Consider the following 18,358-nt stretch of genomic DNA (forward strand, 5'->3'; position numbering starts at 1 on the left):
AAAATGAATATAGAAGAAAGATTAGTTCAAGTTTATGTGAGTGCTTTGAATATTGACGCGAAAAGAGTGGTCGATGAATTAGAGTATAACTCGATAGCTGAGTGGGACTCTACCGCTCACATGATGTTGATCGCTGAGCTAGAGGCTGAATTTCAAGTGATGTTTGAAACCGATGAAATTATAGACATGAGTAATGTTGCAATTTGTAAAGCGCTATTGAGGAAACATGGGGTAAAGTTTGATTGATAAGCAGCGTCCTTGGGTTTTAATTACTGGTGCAAGTAGCGGCATTGGTAAAGCATGCGCCGAGGTCTTCGCTGGTCTTAACTATAATTTATTATTGGTATCTAGGGACTTATCAGCGCTTGAACAAGTCAAAAATAATGCTTTGAGTAAAGGCGCTGCGGACGTTTGTTGTTTTGTTGTAGATTTAGGTTCGCATAGCGAAGTAAAGCAATTGTTTGTAGACATAATTAAGTATACTAGAGTATTAGATATCGTTGTAAATTGTGCGGGAATAATGAGGCCTCAGCCGCTTTTAATGACACAAAGTCAATTAGTTGAAGAACAGTTTAATGTTAATAGTTTTGCTCCGCTATGGATTTGCCAACAGGCTAGTAAGTTGATGATACGGCAAAGGCGGGGAGCTATTGTTCAAGTAAGTTCAGCAGTGGCGCAGCAAGGCGCTAAAGGACAAGCAGCATATGCTGCAAGTAAGGCTGCGGTAGAGGGGCTAACTAAATCTTTGGCAAAAGAGTTAGCACCTTTAGGTATTCGCGTAAATTGTGTTAGGCCTGGAATAATTGACACTAACTTGTTATCTAATATTGATAGCGAGGAAAGGCAAGCTACTGTTAAAAAAGTAGGGTTGGGAAGAGTCGGTGAGGCAAAAGAAGTGGCCGAAGGTATTGTTTACTTAGCTCATGCGGAATACGTCACTGGCCATATTTTGAATATAGACGGTGGTTTACATCTATGATGTTGAAGCCTAGTCAACGTATTGCTTTGTATGGTTTGCATCGACAATTGAGTTATGCAGACTTACTTGATGAAGCTAGACGTTTATATACGGAGATTAAAACTCGCTCACCAATTAAAAGACCATTGATACTGTTGCAGTTAGATACAAGCGTGAATGCAGTTGTCGCCTATGTTACTTGTCGAATTTATCAGCTTCCCGTTATTTTATTGTCTCCGAAACAAAATCCTTCTCTAATCATTGAGAAATTTGGAGTTAACCTTCAGATATATGCAACAGAAAGAGAACTGATTGTCAGTTCTCTTTCGTTTGTTGAGTATTCTATAAGTTCAGAAGTCTCAGTCTTATTAGCGACCTCTGGTAGTACAGGTATGCCTAAATTAGTTATGCTTTCAGAGCATAACTTGGATAGCAATGCTAAATCTATTTGTGAATATTTATCTATAAATAAAGACGAACGAGCTTTATCTAGTTTACCTTTTTATTATTCATATGGACTATCTGTTTTAAATTCTCATTTGAGCATGAACGCATCAATTGTTCTGGCTCCTGCTGATGTATTATCAAAGCAAATGTGGAATCAAGCAGATAAGTATTCAGCAACCAGTTTTGCGGGGGTTCCTTTTAGCTATGAAATTCTCTTAAAGCTACGACTAGAACGAGTAATTCCTCATTCTATTCATACGTTGACACAAGCAGGCGGACGTTTAGCTAAAGAGATGATTTTAATTATTGGCAATTATGCATTGCAGAATAATAAAAAATTTTACGTAATGTACGGTCAAACTGAAGCTAGCGCCCGCATGGCCTATTTACCGGCAGATGAAGTAATGGATAATCCTAGTTCCATAGGTATGCCTATTCCTGAAGGCCAATTTTGTATAAAAGATGATTGCGGTCATGAAGTTTATGACGATGGTATAGAAGGGGAGCTTTGTTACCAAGGGCCTAATATAATGATTGGATATGCGTCAAAAATAGAAGATTTGTGTTTAATAAGTTCGGAAGGTATTGAAATATTGCATACAGGAGACCTTGCTTACCGTGTTAATGATCGTTATTACATAACAGGTCGATTAAAGCGAATTATTAAGCTACGAGGTACTCGCTATAATTTGGACGAGTTGCAAGAGCTAACCCAACAACACCTGTCAACTCAATGGTTGTTTTGTAGTGGTGAAGACGATGAACTTTATATCATTGCCCCTAAAGGCGTTTTGGAATGTGAGGTTAAAGAGTTTATATTGAGTCAGGGGATTCCACCTCAATTGACAAAGCTAATTTTTTTAGATGAGCCATTATATAATCAGAACGGCAAGCCTGATATATTGCGAATGATGGAGCAAGCAAGTGGATGAATTACTTAGAGCATCTATTTATGATTTAGATCAAAGGCACAAAGAGAAATTGTTGTTGCCGCGATTAAATCATTTAACGGACTTGCATATTGCACGTTGCAATTTATATAAAAACCTAACAGAGTTTCAGGGTGTTAAGTTAAATGCTATTTCTTATGAAGACTTTTTACCATTGAGTGTTCGTCTATTTAAACAATTGCGGCTTAGCAGTGTTTTACCGGAAGATGAGTTTAAAATTATGACCTCTTCGGGAACAACTGGTCAGTCAGTATCTAAGATAGTTTTAGACCGTAACGCTGCAAAAATCCAATCTAAGGTTCTAGTTAATATTATGAGAGAATGGCTAGGTCCTAAAAGGTTGCCAATGCTAATTATTGACCATATTGGCTTAACGAGAAATCGTTCTGGTTATTCTGCTAGGGGAGCTGGTGTACAAGGTTTATCTTTTTTGGGGTATGACCACTGCTATGCCTTAAATGAAGACATGCAAATAAACTGGTCTGAGGTCGATACCTTTTTTGAAAAATATAAATCAGGACCTGTATTGATTTTTGGTTTTACATTTATGATTTGGAAGTTCTTTCTTAAACAACTTAAGAAAACTAATAGGACGTTTCCATTTGATTCAGGTTTCTTGATTCATAGTGGCGGTTGGAAAAAACTGCAAGATGAAGCTGTATCACCTGAGGAGTTTTCTAGTGTTACGACTAGTGTTTTAGGGAGATTAAAATTACACAATTTTTACGGAATGGTTGAGCAAACAGGAACTATTTTTGTAGAGTGTGAAAAAGGACATTTGCATGCGCCTATATATGCTGACGTTATGTTCCGTAAACCAGAATGTTTAACTCCATGTGTAATGGGAGAGAAAGGGTTGATTCAAGTCTTTTCTAGTTTACCTACTAGCTATCCTGGTCATGTTCTGCTAACTGAAGACTTGGGCAGATTGCTTGGAGAAGACGATTGTGACTGCGGTAGGCGAGGTCGGTATTTTGAAGTTTTAGGGAGAATGCCGAGAGTGGAGGTGCGAGGATGCAGCGACACTTTCCAGTAAAAGATGTGAAGTTTATCGATGAGACATTGAGTTGGGATGAGTTTAAAGTTGAACCTTTTGAATCTTTTGATGAAGCTTCAATTTCGTTTGTTTCAGCTTTATCTTTAGTACTTCTTAATCTAGGGAAGGTTAGTCCAAACCTATCAAGTTTAGGCTTTTTCCTTCGTGAGTCATCTATTCGTTCATTAAAGGATAAATATAGCGGCCAAATACAAGGGAGAGGGCTATCTTTTCATCTTAGTCCATCAAATGTGCCAACCGTTGCTGTATTTTCGTGGTTAAGCAGCCTGTTAAGTGGTTGCAGTGCGATAGTCAGAGTCAATTCGAATCTCAGTAACGAACAGAAATTGTTGATGACGCTCACGAAAGGGCTTTTAAGTAGTCATCCGGTTATACAAAATAGAGTTAGATTTATTCAATATTCCCATTCTGATGAACTAAACCAGAACTTCAGTGCTATATCTGATGTTAGATTACTTTGGGGGGGAGATGAGACTATTACGCTATTTTCTAGTTATCAAATTTCCGACCGTTGTAAAGATTTGTGCTTTGGTGACCGACAGTCTTTTGCGATAGTTGATTTAGACTTTTTTTACAAACAAGGTTTGAAAGAACAGAAGCGATTAGCTTCGGCTCTTGCAAATGATATTATTACATACAATCAACAGGCTTGTTCGTCTCCCTCATTAATAGTTACTTATGGCTCAGGCGTGGGACTTGAAAACTTTCAATGTTTGATGAGTAAAGAGTTGGAGGAAACAGCAATAACTAAGCCTCACGCTTATGAACAGCTCGTCAATGCACAATATTTGGGGATGACGAATTCTGGTTTGCGAATGAAGACAGTTTCTACATGGAATTGGCTTAGGTTACCTACTGAACGTATTACGAAAAACTTGAAACCTCAAAGTGGCAATCTACTATATCGCCATACGGAATTATGCTTACTAGATAGATTTAGATTTGATAGCAAGCCTCAGACTTGCGTGCTGATTGGTGATGAGAAGATAAAACAGTTAGTTAGTAAAAGAATTTTAGCCGATCGTTATGTAAGAGCTGGTCACGCGTTAGCTCATGATTGGGTTTGGGATGGAATAGATCTTATTAAACAGCAATCGATTTCAGAGTGTGAAAGGTGTTAATAGCTCAACTAACGGATATCCATATCGGGGTTGGAGATAAATTAGGTCAACCGAAAGAGGAACTGAGACGTCTAGAGTTGTGCATTGATCACATAAACGGTTTTAAGCCAAATATTGATTTAGTTTTAATCACTGGTGACCTCACCGAAGATGGTCACTTAGCAGAATATAAGCTATTAAAAAGCTGCTTAGAACAATTATCTATGCCGTACTTTATCATTCCTGGTAATCATGACCGGCGACAGAATTTAATCAAAGAGTTTTCTGAACTTAGTTATTTACCTGAACTAGGTTGTGATCATGTTTTGTATACAATAGAGCAGTTTGATTTACGTCTAATTGGCTTAGATACCTCGTTGTTTGGAGAACCATACGGCCGCTTGTGTAGCCACAGGTTAGATTGGTTAAAACAGCAACTTCTGCTAGAACCCACTAAAGCAACTTTAATTTTTATGCATCATCCAAGTTTTAGAGTTGGTATTGATTGGATAGACTCTGCTGGTTTATATGGAGCAAAAGAGTTTAATGAAATACTTGCTCTAAATAAACAAATTGTAAGCGTTGTCAGCGGTCATGTTCATCGACCTGTTGTCGCCAATGTTGATGGTAGAATGGTAAGCTGTGCTCCAAGTGTACACCAAAGTATTGCTTTATCGTTGGCTGAAAGCAATTGTTATTCTTTTGATTACTCGTCGGACCCACTATCTATACATTTGCACTCTTGGTGTGAATCAGGGGAGTTTGTAACTCATTTGAGTTATATTAGCTCTGTGCTCAAACCTTCAAGGGCTATTCCTAAAGAAGTTAAGCAACGCTTTAAAGCTGAATATAAGGCACTTTATGGAGAACAACAAAAATGAGCGCTTTAGGATGCATGATATAGTGAAGAAACGTAAACCTAATGTATTTGTGTTTTTTTTAGACACTATTCGAGTTGACCAAATAAAGGGAATCGATAACCCTAATGAAGCTGAAAACTTTTTGGAAAAGATAATTCATTGCGGTTCCTTATTTAACCAGGTATGTGTCGGCGGAAATTCAACAAGAATAAGCGTAAATAGTGTTTTTCATGGGCTATATGGTCGCACTTCGGGATTTAATTTTCATTATGGAAATGAGTCTCAATATAGTAAATCTCAAGTCATTTCTTTTGCAGATGTTTTTCGTTGCAATGATTACTATACCATAGCGTTATCGCAAGGTGATGTTTATACACCCACACAAAGTTTTAATCACTTTGAAGTCTATTCTGATAGTTTTCATGATGGAGAATTGGCCAGTAGGATACTTAAAGAGCACTCTAATGTATTTGGTTATTTTCACTTTTTGGAGCTACATGATGAGGCATTTGGGCATCCGGAAAAGATGACTAAAGAATACTATCGTAGGTTGTGGAATAATTTATCTGAAGAAGTTGAATCCGTATGGAATAGATGGGTAACCGAAGATGATATTACAATATTTATAAGTGATCATGGTTGTCAACTTAGGGAGAGGCACGATTCCAACTGGCGTTACTACCATGAAGAAGAGCCAACAGGTGGAATATATTTAAGTCAGCCTACAATAAGAGGCTTTTGTTCTTTAGTAGGAGGAAAACACATTCCTGTTAATAATAGTAGTGAACTAATTCGAGGGATTGATATCTTTCCTACCTTACTAGATATTTTAGGTTTTAGTTATCCTGCTGTACAAGGTCTAAGCCTATATGATTATATTTATGATGGAAAATCATTAGCTATCAAACCTGGCTTTAGTGAGGCTGGTGGTGTTGTAATGGACAACGGTGAGTCAATATCACGATCCCTTACTTTTGACGGTTGGAAGTACTGTCGCTATGAGACTCGAGGCGAGTTTTTGTATCATATTGAAAGTGATCCGTATGAAGAAAGGAATTTGATTAATATAGAGTTAGGTAAGCTAAAACTACTTAAATCTATGTTCAAAAAACAAGTTTTAGAGAATCAAAAAGGATTTGTCGATTTCTATAAAGAGGACATGTCTCTTTATAAGGGATTATTATCAATGCGTGGTAATGCTCCTGATTTAATTCGTGGTCACCGCGGATCTTGCTTTAAAAATATGTTAAATAATGAGGCTAAAAAGTATTTGTTCGATGAGCTAAATCGTAAGCTAGAATGTTGGCTTAAAAATAAAGAAAGAGTAGCTATATACAGTGCGTCAGAACATGCGAAAGCTTTCCTAAATAACGGTGATTTACCGTTAGAGCATCCTTTAGTTGCAGTTATAGATGGAAATAAGAGCTTATCAGGTAAGAGCTTTTGCGGACTTCCTATTGTTAGTGTTGAAAGTGTTGAGGAGTTATTTAAACCGACAATAATAATTATTGCTCATTATTTTTATTCAAACGATATGGCTGTAAAGTTAAAGGAGAATTTAATTAAGCCAGTAAAGGTATTTAATTCTTATCGTTTGGAAGAGTCAATTGACCTATGGTGGGATTAATATTTTACCGTCTATAGTCATGTAATATGAGGCTAACTAACTCTATCGTAGTTTACTTTTATTTATTTGGGTCCATGTTATTTTTTCTATACCATTAAGATTAGATATAGCGTCTTTATACCCGTCAAAATTAGAAACCGCATCTAACCATAGATGTCGATGTTCCTTACCCATTCTTTTTAACAGAACTCCCATGTTATTTTTTCCAGATATAGAGTCTGGAAACTTTTCAAGGTGTCTAGAAAGTTCGAAGAAAGAGTCGGAGTACTCTCCAAAATTAAGGTGCAGGGTACCTTTATAAAATGCTAAATCAGAATTTTGCTCAGTCGGCCATGGAGATTTAGCATATAGTTTTGCAAGTGCATAATTTTTATTGAAAATATAATGTAAGCAAGCTAGTTTATTGCAGTATAGCTCCAAACCTCTTGATTTATATAGTTGGATTAGTTCTTCATTTTGATATTTACTCAAAATTATTTTAGTGGCTTGCTTGCTTTTCTCTGGGTCAGAGCTAAGAGAACCTTTAGTCACCCTATAATTTAAAAAACAACCTGCAATTTGTTTGAAACTATAACCAGCATAACTACATTTTAACCAGTAATCATAATCCTCTGATGTTCTTAAACTGATGTCATAGTCAATGTTTGTGTAGCACTTTTTACTAATTAGTGGATGCGCAGGCATGAAGTTCCTTTCAAAAAGGCGTGTAAAGTTTTTATCCTGAGTTTGATGGGCTGGGATATGAGAGTTAAGCAAGAATTTATTTTGCTCGTCTATAAATTTGTAGTGATCTATAACTATATCTACATTGTTCTCAATTGAAAAGCATAGAAGGCTTTCAACTCGGTTTAGTTCGAAAGTATCATCATCATCTAACCAGGTTAAATATTCTCCTTTGGCGCATTCTTTTATTTTCTGTCTAGCGAAAGATACACCTTTATTTTCGGTTCCTGTAATCACTTTTACTCGTTTATCAGTAAATTGATTAAGAATGATTTCGGTATTATCGTTGCTTGCATCGTTATAGATTATAATTTCCAGCTTGTTATGAGTTTGATTTAATGCACTATTTAATGCTTCAGCTAAAAACCTTTCTCCATTGTAAGTAGCTATGCCTATAGTTACTAAAATATTATCCATCAACATTTGTGCACCCACCTATTTATCCCAATTGAAATATTCCCAATCTGGATTTTTCTCACCTGAAACTATATATTTGATATTTTCTGTCAAGTAACTCTCACTATTTCCTAAATTAAAGCAAACACTTTCGCGATAAGTCCTTATTTTAGATTTCCAAAAATTTTGGTTTGTTAACATTTTCTTAATGCTGGCGACCATATCATCTGTGTTCTCTACAACTTTTCCGATATGTTCTCTATCTCGTATGAAAGCTGACTCAGATGCATATAGTTCCTTTACTAATTTGTCATTCGCAGAGAAAAACACAACAGGTCTTAATGTTGATAAGGCAAAAGTGTAAGCAGTAGAAGAGGTATCGCTGATCATTAATTCAGAGGCATTATAGCTGTCCATATAGAATGTATTCTTGCTATCAAGTCTAAGCCTAGGGTGTGCATTACATAGCTCAATCATGCTAATAAATGGTTGTGCTAGTTCATCAGAGCGTCCACTTGAAATCATTGCTAGATCGTTTGGGTGTGGTCTAAAAATAATTTTCTTGTCAGGAAAGTGATTTAATAATGTTTGAACAATACTAACACCTTGCCGTGTTGAGTATGTCAAATCGTGGTTTTTAACTGCATTGAGTGAGAGAGTTGGTGCATATATGATACTATCAATGGGACCTTCATAACTTGCATTATGAATCAAGTTGTCATCAAGACGAGTATATCCACCAGGGATTAAACATAATCGATTTTTGGGTTTATTGTTATTTATGAGTCCTTTGATCCAATCGAAAGTTGCCCTAGTTGAAGCGTAAATGTAGTGCGGATCAGCACTGTCAAATCTATCTGATATCCAAGTTGAATCTAAAATGAAGTCAAAGCTAGTATGGAGTACATTTATTTTCGGCTTACTATTCGGACTACATTCGATAAAATGTGCGGTAAGGCAAATATCCATTTTATCAAAATGTTTAGCAGTAACTGGGCCCATGTATAACTTTGGGAGCCCAAGATTGTCATCTTCTGGCTCTTCGTCCATTATGGTGATGATATTGTAATGTTTTCTCAAAGAGGGGATGCTACCAATCAGATGCCTTCTAAATCCACCTCCTCTTCCATAAAAGCAAAAAGCTAGTGTTTGTTTATTGGGATCTATTGAGTTTATCGCTTTCTTCCAGCTGTCACCAAAACAGTGTCGTTCGAGTCGGTATTGACTAGAGCAATCAATAGTGCGAAAAAATGGTAGTGCGATGTGTAAATAACGAGTAAGTATAAGATGTAAGATTGGAATGCTTGGATCATCATCAATAATAAATACCTTCTCTATTTTTACACCTTTAGATATGATTCGATCGATAGCTGCTGAACGGTGTGTTCGGTTAGATATAGCAACTATGTATTTGTCGATGGAATATAAATTTTTTTTAGAAAGCTCTGCCGCCTTAATAACGGGTGAGCCTAAATGAAATCCTTGTTTAAATTCATCAATAATGCATTCGAGTTTAAAGCAGTTGTTAGAAAAAACTTTTGCTACATTTCTTGAGAAAACGCCTGCACCTACAATTGCAATATTACACATTGGTTTATTACCAATACTCATTTTAATTTCCACTTTTCCAGTTTACATAATGCCAGTCAGGATGCTTTTTGTTTGATAATATATAGTTGATATTATCTTTAAAATACTTTTCGGCACTACCAATGTTGTAGATCGTTTCATTTTTGAACGAACTTGTCGACTTCTGATTATGATGATTGGAAAAAATCATGCTTATAATATCAGTAAGTTCTCCTATACTTTTTGCTATATATCCGACTTCAGTTCTGTCTTTAATGAATTTCATTTCTCTTGGCAAGTTTTTATTTAAATCATTTTCATTAGGAGAAAAAAATACAACAGGTCTATTAGTTGTAAAAGCATAAGTAAAAGCTGTTGAAGAGGTGTCGGTAATCAATAGTGCACTTTTATTATAGCTTTGCATATAATCAGAGGTGTTTTCATCAACAATGCAACTAGGATGTTGATAACAGAAATCTATAAGTTTACCCAGTAACATAGTATCTTTCCCATGACGACCTAGTTTCAATAATCTGATGTCACTAGGATGAGGCCGGAAAATGATATTTTTGTCTGGGAATGATTCAATGAGTTGTTTGATAATTTCTAACCCATATGAAAGGTTGCTTGCGAGCTCTTTGTGTGGATAGTCAGCAAGTGCTAATGTTGGTGCATATAAGATGTCTTTAACAGCCCCCTTATATGCTTTAGCAATTTCAATATTTTGGTCTAATTGAAGATACCCTCCAGGAATAATACAAAGTTTGTTTTTTAGTTCATATTGGTCAATTAAATTTTTGTACCACTCAAAGCAAGGTTTAGAAGATGCGAATAGATAGTGTGTCGAGGGCTCTCCGATCCTGGCTGCATGGTAGTCATCTGATAGATTAAAATCATAGATGATATGAGAAAATGTTACTCTCGGGATGTTTCTTGGTGCACAAGGGAATACATGTGCGGTAATAGCCAAGTCGATCCAATGCTGATTACATGCTGAAAATGTGCTCATATAGAGATGATTGGGAGCTTCATATTTTTTATCTAAGCTCTCATCTGATAGGCTCACTATATTGAAATCTGGAGATAAACTTTGTATAAGAGGGTATATGTGTCGCCGGAAGCCTCCACCTCTACCGTAGTAGCCTAAGACAATATTTTTTTTATTCGGTGATAAATTTTTTATACAAGATTGCCAATGGTTTTTTAAGAAAAATTTTTCTATTTCGTTAAGGGTTGAAAATTTATTAGAAAGTAATGCTTTTACGGCAACTTTATCGAATTTTTCAAAAAGTAAATTTAGGATTTGTAAACCAGGATCATCGCCAATAATCATTATTTTTGAACTGGGAACTCCGTGATTAATTAGTCTTTTTTTTGCAGCAGTTTGAAACTCATCGTTTGAGATAGCAATCAAGAATATTGACACACTTTCAATATAGAACTGGGTGAGCGAGCCTGCATTATGAATCGGTTTGCCTAGATATGTACCCTCGCGAAATTCATCTACAAAAAACTGAGTTTCTAACCCGTGTGTACGACAAATACCTTCTAAGTTTAAAGATAGGTTTCCCGTGCCAACGACGGCGATTTGATTGTTTGGTAAATTGTCGATTAATTCACTCATGCTGAATGATTCAACCATGAAAAAGAGGGGACATGATCTTCAGCGACTTTAAGGTCCTGTAATGTGTCGACTTCAAACCATTCATCACTGATTTCAACAGTATTAATCGTTATTCCTAGTGATACTAAATTTTGAAGCATTGTTGTCATATCTAATGCAGCTAGTTCTTGCGCAGATAGTTTGCCTAAATAGGTATTAACTTGAGACCAACCTAATTTACTGAACTTGAGCAGCCCCATATACTGCCCTTTGACTTCATTCAAAGAGTCAACCTTTCTTCCGATATCTGTCAATACGCCATTTACTTGGTTAAAGCTTTCAGCATCATCCAGTGGATTTTCATATCTAGCCTGCCATTGAGTTAGCCAGTTGGGGTCATATGCTATAGTTATGTCATTCTTGTCGTTAACCAACTGCTCTATTGTTTTTTTTGAATATATAATATCAGAGTAGCTTACAATGGTGTCTTGATTGGCTAAAAACGATTTCGCACATAGCATTGATGACACCATATTAGTTGTAGACCAATTATGGTTATAGAATTGGTTTTTAAATAAAGTGTTAAAGCAATCTTTAAAGTACCCCGTGGTAACTGCGATATCTTCAACACCAGCGCATTTTAAGGCAGATAGCTGCCAATCGATTAATTTTTTACCTGCAACCTTTGTAAAGCCCTTGGGCTGTTGTTCTGTTAGATTACCAAGACGAGACCCTCTGCCGGAAGCTAGAATAAGTGCGCGCATGGAAACTCCTTCATCATAAAAACTGTTTGCAAAAATTGGATATTTTTAGCAAGGAATGTATCACCTCTTTCTGGGTGCCACATGATTCCAATTAGCTTATTATTTTTGTGTTCAACCGCTTTAATCACTCCATCAGTAGTATGAGCCCAAGCCCTAAAGCTACTATTAACTTGAAAAACACCAAAATCGTGATAGCTATTGAGCGTAATTGGACTGCAATTGACGATTATAGATTGCTTGGGATGTATATGGCCTTTAACTGGTAATAGCTCATGTCCACTTTTTTGCAGAAGAACTTGCATGCCTCTGCAAATACCTAGGACGGGGAGGTTATGTTCTATACACAAGTCTAGGAGCTTATCTTCGGTTCTGCTCCTACAATCTGTGTCTAACTCAGTGTAACTACCGCCACCACTGAGAATAACTCCATGTGGCTTTATAGTTTGCCAATAATTCTCAATTAAATTAGGATTATTTGGCACTGGTACTGCTAGTATCCCGGCTTGGTTTAATAGCTGATGCCAGCGTTGATCTAAACTATCATGTTGTTCGCTATGTGACGATTCAATTCTGTGTTGAGTAATGAGAATAGGTATCATGATAGATGTGTTACTTTTTTATTAGCGCAATCGATTTGCAAGCGAGTAGCTTGTGACCAACAAGAATATAGCTTAGTACCTGCACCAATTATTGCTGGTAATCCCAATTCACTGGCTCTGATTGCCATATGCGAATTACAACCGCCAAACTCGGTGATTAAGCCTGCGATCCCTTTAGCAAATAGCCAGTCATATCCTGGATCCGCTTGAGGAATACAAATAATTTTTCCTCTAAGCTCAATGTTGCTGTCTGCCGTGCTTATATCACCTATTACTGATTGTTGCGTAATAAAGTTGGGCTCAGTGGGAAGTAAACTAAATCTGTATATGTCATTAGTGTTGCATATTAATGCAGGCAAATTAATTAGATTCGCTAGGATTTGTTTTTCTTTTCCCTGAGAGATTGAAAGCCTCAGCGCGGTGGCTGGATCGTCTGCATTGCCAGCAAAATTACGAATGACATTGATGTCAGCAAATGCCATATCCTCCCTAGTAAATCCAAGGCTTTGGCCTACAGAAGCGATATCTTCAATGGCATCACTTAATGATTTGGTAAATACAAACTTAGCAAACTCTCGGCCTTCAATTGCAGAAGCAATAAAATGAAGAAATGAATCAACACTATGATTTATGTTGTGCTTTTCTAAGACTAAGTGAAGCTTTTGATATTGTTCTTTAGATAGCTTAAAGCTATGAGTTGTCGGAAGCTCGTCTTTGGCGTCTTGCCAGTCAAAGTACTTATCAGGAGTGCTGTCATATCGAGCTGAAGTTATATCATAGGTTCCAGGTCTCAAGTGCCCATATTTTTTTAGGAACTCTTCTCGATTAAGTGTTTTAAAGTCTTTGTTTAATAGACCACTAACAGTATTGAGCGAAAGTAAGTATTCCTGATATTGGGCTGCAGATATAATTGACTCATTTACCAGAGACTGAAGTAACTGTACCGCAATAAAGCCAGCCCTTGCTAACCCGGCAAAAGGTAAGGTTCCATATCTTTTACAATCTTCTAAAAGCCAATATATTCTTTGTAATGGATTTTCGATCTCTTTTTTTACAGTTTTCTGGCGTTGTTTTAGTTTTTCAATCTTATGTAAATCTTGGATCCATAGGCCTGATCTGGGGTCGATGATTTTATTTGTTAAATTGCGTAAGCTTGCTGATATAAGCTGGCATTCAGTTTCAGAAAATCCAGCTTTTCGTAAAGTTTTTAAACGTTGCTTGATATCCAAACTGTAGCAAGAAAGTACAATGTCAAATTCAACTTTATCGTGGGAACATGGATTAGCTATTAGCTTATTTAGGTAAAAATCAACGAGTTTCTCAGCTATCAACGGAGGAAGGTCATTTGGGATGAAGGAATTAAAGCTAGTTCTCACGTCAATATATGGCAGCCCCTTTAAATCAATCATTAAAGGAAAACTTCTTAAATTTTTATATCCATAATTGTTTCTCTGATAGGCCCATGTACTGTCTGTGATAAGATCCTTGTAAAGACTTAATGCAAGCGGTTTGGGTCTAATACCTATTATCTCAGCAGGGTTCCAATCAGGCATGACTCCAAATACTGTTGTTTTACCATCTAGGTAGGGATGTGGTTTAAAAAAAACATCTAATCTAGCTTCAATGTTTTTAAGGGCGCTAATGAGCTCGACTCCTTGAGGCGGAGTTTTATGTATAAGGGGTCTAACTTGTAATAATATTGGTAACTGGTCATGTTCGCAGAACGCATACTCGATATCAATTTCTGCTGTGAGATACATGTGCTTTAATTCTTTAATTAACTTACCCAAAGAGCTATGTCTTTGATTATCAAATTTATTGTTGATTGCGTAGTAAGTTGTAAATTGGTCAGTCTCACCAGACGTTACTGTATTTGTTTTGCCATCGCTGGACTCACTAATAACAATGTAGGGGGCACCAGTGTCTGGGATACAGCTAAAGGCCACACCACAATGAGTGATTTTTGTTAACTGAGGTTGTATAAGTACATGTTCTGTTGGTGCAAGGTTTTCTTGATAACTTTTAAACACTGAGCTTATTGCATGTTTTAAGTCATCTATATTGGATATATTTCCAACACTTTCAAACTTTCCAGCATTGGATTGGTGGGCTGTGTCCTCTGATGAGCAACTACTTCTTACAATAAGTGTGTTTGAGCTCAGTTGAATAAATATATTTTGCAACTGTTCATTTGATATTGAGTTGAACTGTGAATAAGTCAACAGTTTGCCATCAAGAATTCTTGCGCTAATATCAGACTTTTTTAAAGAGAGTAAGGTCTCACCCTTTGTAGTGAAGGTGAGGCCTTTATGGCTCGATTTTTCAGTCATTAGTAATTATTCCTTTGGCGACGTTGTTAAGGTATGTTGCTAATTCTGTTGCCATTTTCGTAGGTGTTTTTGTGCCACTGTCGAATATAAAATCTGGTGAATATGGATATTGTATGTTGTTTGTTTTATTTGTAATGCTATTAGGTGAGAAGTCGCTTCCTGTACTGTACAGTCCTTTTTTATTTCTTTTTAGCAGGCATGCCTGATCAGGTTTTAGTAGAACTTCAGTGTAGTTAGCGTTGTTTTCTCTATTCCAACGGTGAATGTTATGGTACATGGCGACGACAGATACGATCACAGTGTGTCCATCATTAGCTAGCATATTGGCTAATTTAGCATATTGTAGTGAAAGTTTTTGTCGTGCCATTTGGCTATATTCATTGTTATCAAGAGCTTCGCGCAACCTATCTCCATCTAAATTAATCGGTTTTTGATGAGAGATTTGCTCGCGAAGTTCGTTAGCTAAAGTTGTTTTTCCAGATCCCGGTAATCCAGTGATCCAAATAACATGTCCTTTCATTTTTTTATCTTTTAGTTCTAGGGGCATTTCGCCCCTAGTCTTTTTATTTTAATTGAGCGCACCATACTCTGGTTGTGTACGGTACTTTAATCATTGTATCTGGGTATGCTTTAACTAAGCGTTCTATTTCTTCTATGATCAATGTGAAACTGTCTCCAGCTTGTCTTTCTAGAGTTGCGTGAGACTTCCAAGCTTCAATCAAGTCACTTTTGCTTTGTAGGTGTAAAACGTTTCCTTCGATATAATGTACTTGCTTAAATAACTGGCTTTTCTCTATAACTTCTGTTTGATCTTCTCTGCGGGAACCATATTCGTAGTTTCTTATGTGTTTTTTTATTACCGACTCGATTTTTTCTTGGAAAGGATCGCTTAAGTCTCTGTGATTCCACATACATGCAAACCAACCATTGTTTTTTAGTATTCTCTTGGTTTCTGTTAATGTAGTTAGTCGATCTGTAACGTTGAAAGATGAGCCGAATGTAACTAAGTCAAAAGCTCCAGCTTCTTGACCCGTTTCTTCACCAGTTCCTTCATACCAGGTTACCTTTGATTGATCTTTTGTTTCTATTTTCCCATACTTGCGCATTTCATCGTTGGGTTCAACAGCAACCACTTCTAACCCTCGTTGTAACAACTCTTTTGTTAAATGAGCGACACCTGCTCCAACGTCACATGCTTTAGCATCCTTGTCTATATTTGCTAATTTAAATAGTTGATCAATAGCATCTGGAGAGTATGTTGCTCGTTTAAGGTAAGCTTTGGCTAGATCAGTATAGTCCCATTCTGTTTTCATTTTTTCTATCCATTTTTGGGCGCAGCTGCGCGATAATCGTTTTTTGAAATTGAAATGTCTTTAGTCACTTTGTTGACAGAGCTTTTTAATGCTTGTACCTGATATAGATATTCAGCCATCTTCCAATCTTCTATAGTATCGATATCTTGAACTAAATGCCGAGGTAATAAAACTGGGGTTGATGTTTCACTAAACATGTCGGCATTGCTATCGAGTGATTGTCTGGTCCACCAGTAAAATTGTCCAGCATCATGGTAAGCTTCTTCTAAATCTTGTGAGCGGCAATTCATGTTTTCAGGAAAAAAAGCCTCAACGCCTTGGTTTTTTAATTTGACAGCTCTTTGAATAGGAAAGGCAAAGCTAGTTGCTGAGAAACTTGTAAGGCACCCTGGTAGCGAAAGTTTATTTGCTCCATCAGCTAAGCTGTTAGCGGTGACAAATGGTGCAGTTGCATATAGGCAACACACTCTACTGTACTTATTCTTGTCTGGATCTAAAAAGCTTAAAGCGTGCTTAACAACAGCAGTGGTTCCACTGTGGTCATCCGAAATGGAGTCGGGTCGAATGAAAGGGGTTGAAGCACCATACTCTTTAGCAATGGAAATAATATCTACACAATCACTTGATACTACTACATCGTCAAATAGTTGGCTAGCTAACGCCATTTCTATAGACCAGGCAATAATAGGTTTCCCACAGAAGTCTTTGATATTCTTGTGAGGGATTCTTTTGCTGCCACCACGAGCAGGAATAATGCAAATAACTTTACTCATATAGTACGCCTTTGATAGCTTCGATTACTTTTTTTTGTTCTGCTGGGCTTAGATCGGGGTATATGGGTAAAGATAGTGCTGAGGTAAAATACTTTTCCGAACCTTCAAAGAGCTTCCAATTCTGCTGGCCAATATCATGATAAGGCTGCCGATATATTGGCATGTAATGCAGTTGGCAATAAATGTTTAGGTGCTTAAGTTCTTCAAACACTCTATCTCTTTGTCTTCCTGGAATGAGGGCAACTGTTAGATGGTGAGCGCTCTCACTATTTGGCGTTTGTTGCAACAGTTTTACCTGTGTTGATTTGAAGGCAGATAAATATCGTTTGAAAATAGCTTTTCTTTTATTTATGAATGTGTCAATTTTAGTTAATTGGCTGATTCCTAAGGCGGCATGAATCTCTGATAGTCGATAATTAAACCCAAGCAGTTGTTGTTCGTAATACCAAGTTGGCTGCGTTTTCAATGACATTGAGTCTCTGTGTTTAGTTATGCCATGAGAAGAAAGAATCTTTAACCTTTCAGCAATATTATTTGCATTTGTTGTAATAGCTCCACCTTCACCACTTGTTATGCTTTTAACAGGGTGAAAGCTGAAAACACAACAGTCGCTGTATTGGCAGTTACCTATTTTTTTGTTTTCGTAAGCTCCCCCGAGAGCATGACATGCATCTTCAATTATTCTTATACCTAAAGGTGCGCATAGAGCATGTATTGATCGCATGTCACAGCTGTTACCAGCTAGATGAACGAGAATAATTACTTTTGGTAACTTTCCATCTATTTTAGCTTGTTCAATTTTATCTGTTAGTTTCTCAACAGATATGTTGCCTGTTGTTACATCAACATCTAGAAATTTAATCGAAGCACCACAATAGAGAGCACAATTAGCTGATGCTACAAAGCTAATCGCTGATGTCCATACTGTATCTCCTTGTTTAACCCCCAGTGCAAGGCAGGCTAAATGAAGTGCAGCGGTTCCATTGGAGCAAGCTACTGCGTATTTACTTCCTACATATGTTGCGATTTTTTTCTCAAGAAGAGGTACCAATGGTCCCTGAGTTAAATGGCTTGATTTTAGTACGTCTATAACAGCAGATATATCGTTGTCGTCAATTTTTTGTTTGCCATAATTGATAGGGTCACTCATAAGGATTTAGCCTTCCTGATCGCTAATTGAACGTCATGCTTCGACACACGGTTTACCTCAAATAAGCTTGGCTTTTTAATAAATTGATAATGTAAAAAACAATTTTCAACAGGTATTCTCTAATCGTTAATCAGAAATT

17 protein-coding genes are annotated in these 18,358 nt (G+C 36.8%); 7 read left to right on the forward strand and 10 right to left on the reverse strand.

The genetic code is table 11. The features are described 5' to 3' along the window. Positions 1-3: 3 nt before the first annotated feature. The 7 genes from ACHUFW_RS03590 to ACHUFW_RS03620 are packed head-to-tail and all read left to right on the forward strand — an operon-like array spanning position 4 to position 6,999. A complete protein-coding gene (locus ACHUFW_RS03590; RefSeq protein ID WP_394200659.1) occupies positions 4-246 on the forward strand; it encodes an acyl carrier protein in 243 nt (80 codons plus the stop codon). Beyond that, positions 239-979, forward strand: coding sequence for an SDR family NAD(P)-dependent oxidoreductase (locus tag ACHUFW_RS03595; protein ID WP_394200660.1), 741 nt, complete (start codon positions 239-241; stop codon positions 977-979). Before ACHUFW_RS03590 ends, ACHUFW_RS03595 begins: the two co-directional genes overlap by 8 nt. Then, positions 976-2,337, forward strand: a complete 1,362-nt coding sequence (locus tag ACHUFW_RS03600) for an AMP-binding protein (RefSeq protein ID WP_394200662.1) — start codon at positions 976-978, stop codon at positions 2,335-2,337. The genes ACHUFW_RS03595 and ACHUFW_RS03600 overlap by 4 nt, the downstream gene beginning before the upstream one ends. After that, on the forward strand, positions 2,330-3,391 hold the full coding sequence (locus ACHUFW_RS03605; protein ID WP_394200664.1) for a LuxE/PaaK family acyltransferase: 1,062 nt from the start codon (positions 2,330-2,332) through the stop codon (positions 3,389-3,391). The genes ACHUFW_RS03600 and ACHUFW_RS03605 overlap by 8 nt, the downstream gene beginning before the upstream one ends. Next, a complete protein-coding gene (locus ACHUFW_RS03610; RefSeq protein WP_394200666.1) occupies positions 3,370-4,533 on the forward strand; it encodes an acyl-CoA reductase in 1,164 nt (387 codons plus the stop codon). The genes ACHUFW_RS03605 and ACHUFW_RS03610 overlap by 22 nt, the downstream gene beginning before the upstream one ends. Further along, the gene (locus tag ACHUFW_RS03615) at positions 4,527-5,393 is read left to right on the forward strand and encodes a phosphodiesterase (RefSeq protein WP_394200668.1); all 867 of its coding nucleotides are present in this window, start codon (positions 4,527-4,529) and stop codon (positions 5,391-5,393) included. The genes ACHUFW_RS03610 and ACHUFW_RS03615 overlap by 7 nt, the downstream gene beginning before the upstream one ends. 22 nt (positions 5,394-5,415) lie before the next feature. Then, on the forward strand, positions 5,416-6,999 hold the full coding sequence (locus ACHUFW_RS03620) for a hypothetical protein (RefSeq protein WP_394200670.1): 1,584 nt from the start codon (positions 5,416-5,418) through the stop codon (positions 6,997-6,999). Positions 7,000-7,041: 42 nt separating this feature from the next. Here ACHUFW_RS03620 and ACHUFW_RS03625 read toward each other — a convergent pair whose 3' ends face one another. From ACHUFW_RS03625 to pseC, 10 genes are read right to left on the reverse strand one after another with little or no spacing between them, the layout of a single operon-like run. After that, on the reverse strand, positions 7,042-8,157 hold the full coding sequence (locus ACHUFW_RS03625; protein ID WP_394200672.1) for a glycosyltransferase family 2 protein: 1,116 nt from the start codon (positions 8,155-8,157) through the stop codon (positions 7,042-7,044). Then, positions 8,158-9,729 (reverse strand): PglD-related sugar-binding protein, encoded by a 1,572-nt coding sequence (locus ACHUFW_RS03630; protein ID WP_394200673.1) that lies wholly within the window; start codon positions 9,727-9,729, stop codon positions 8,158-8,160. Between the two features lies 1 nt (position 9,730). Beyond that, positions 9,731-11,311, reverse strand: a complete 1,581-nt coding sequence (locus ACHUFW_RS03635; RefSeq protein ID WP_394200675.1) for a CDP-glycerol glycerophosphotransferase family protein — start codon at positions 11,309-11,311, stop codon at positions 9,731-9,733. Next, a complete protein-coding gene (locus ACHUFW_RS03640; RefSeq protein ID WP_394200677.1) occupies positions 11,308-12,054 on the reverse strand; it encodes a phosphocholine cytidylyltransferase family protein in 747 nt (248 codons plus the stop codon). The genes ACHUFW_RS03635 and ACHUFW_RS03640 overlap by 4 nt, the downstream gene beginning before the upstream one ends. Then, positions 12,036-12,653 (reverse strand): gamma-glutamyl-gamma-aminobutyrate hydrolase family protein, encoded by a 618-nt coding sequence (locus ACHUFW_RS03645; protein WP_394200678.1) that lies wholly within the window; start codon positions 12,651-12,653, stop codon positions 12,036-12,038. The genes ACHUFW_RS03640 and ACHUFW_RS03645 overlap by 19 nt, the downstream gene beginning before the upstream one ends. After that, the gene (locus ACHUFW_RS03650; protein ID WP_394200680.1) at positions 12,650-14,983 is read right to left on the reverse strand and encodes a PEP-utilizing enzyme; all 2,334 of its coding nucleotides are present in this window, start codon (positions 14,981-14,983) and stop codon (positions 12,650-12,652) included. The genes ACHUFW_RS03645 and ACHUFW_RS03650 overlap by 4 nt, the downstream gene beginning before the upstream one ends. After that, positions 14,976-15,530 carry an adenylyl-sulfate kinase gene (locus tag ACHUFW_RS03655; protein ID WP_394200681.1) on the reverse strand — a complete coding sequence of 185 codons (555 nt, stop codon included), beginning with the start codon at positions 15,528-15,530 and terminating at the stop codon, positions 14,976-14,978. Before ACHUFW_RS03655 ends, ACHUFW_RS03650 begins: the two co-directional genes overlap by 8 nt. A 16-nt stretch (positions 15,531-15,546) precedes the next feature. Next, complete coding sequence (locus ACHUFW_RS03660) at positions 15,547-16,296, reverse strand: class I SAM-dependent methyltransferase (protein ID WP_394200682.1); 750 nt, start codon at positions 16,294-16,296, stop codon at positions 15,547-15,549. Positions 16,297-16,301: 5 nt separating this feature from the next. Continuing rightward, on the reverse strand, positions 16,302-17,069 hold the full coding sequence (gene pseF / locus ACHUFW_RS03665; RefSeq protein ID WP_394200684.1) for a pseudaminic acid cytidylyltransferase: 768 nt from the start codon (positions 17,067-17,069) through the stop codon (positions 16,302-16,304). Continuing rightward, positions 17,062-18,219, reverse strand: a complete 1,158-nt coding sequence (gene pseC, locus ACHUFW_RS03670; RefSeq protein ID WP_394200685.1) for a UDP-4-amino-4,6-dideoxy-N-acetyl-beta-L-altrosamine transaminase — start codon at positions 18,217-18,219, stop codon at positions 17,062-17,064. Before pseC ends, pseF begins: the two co-directional genes overlap by 8 nt. Positions 18,220-18,358: the final 139 nt, after the last annotated feature.

It is taken from the genome of Shewanella waksmanii (assembly GCF_043643685.1).
Classification (GTDB): Bacteria; Pseudomonadota; Gammaproteobacteria; order Enterobacterales; family Shewanellaceae; genus Shewanella; species Shewanella waksmanii_A.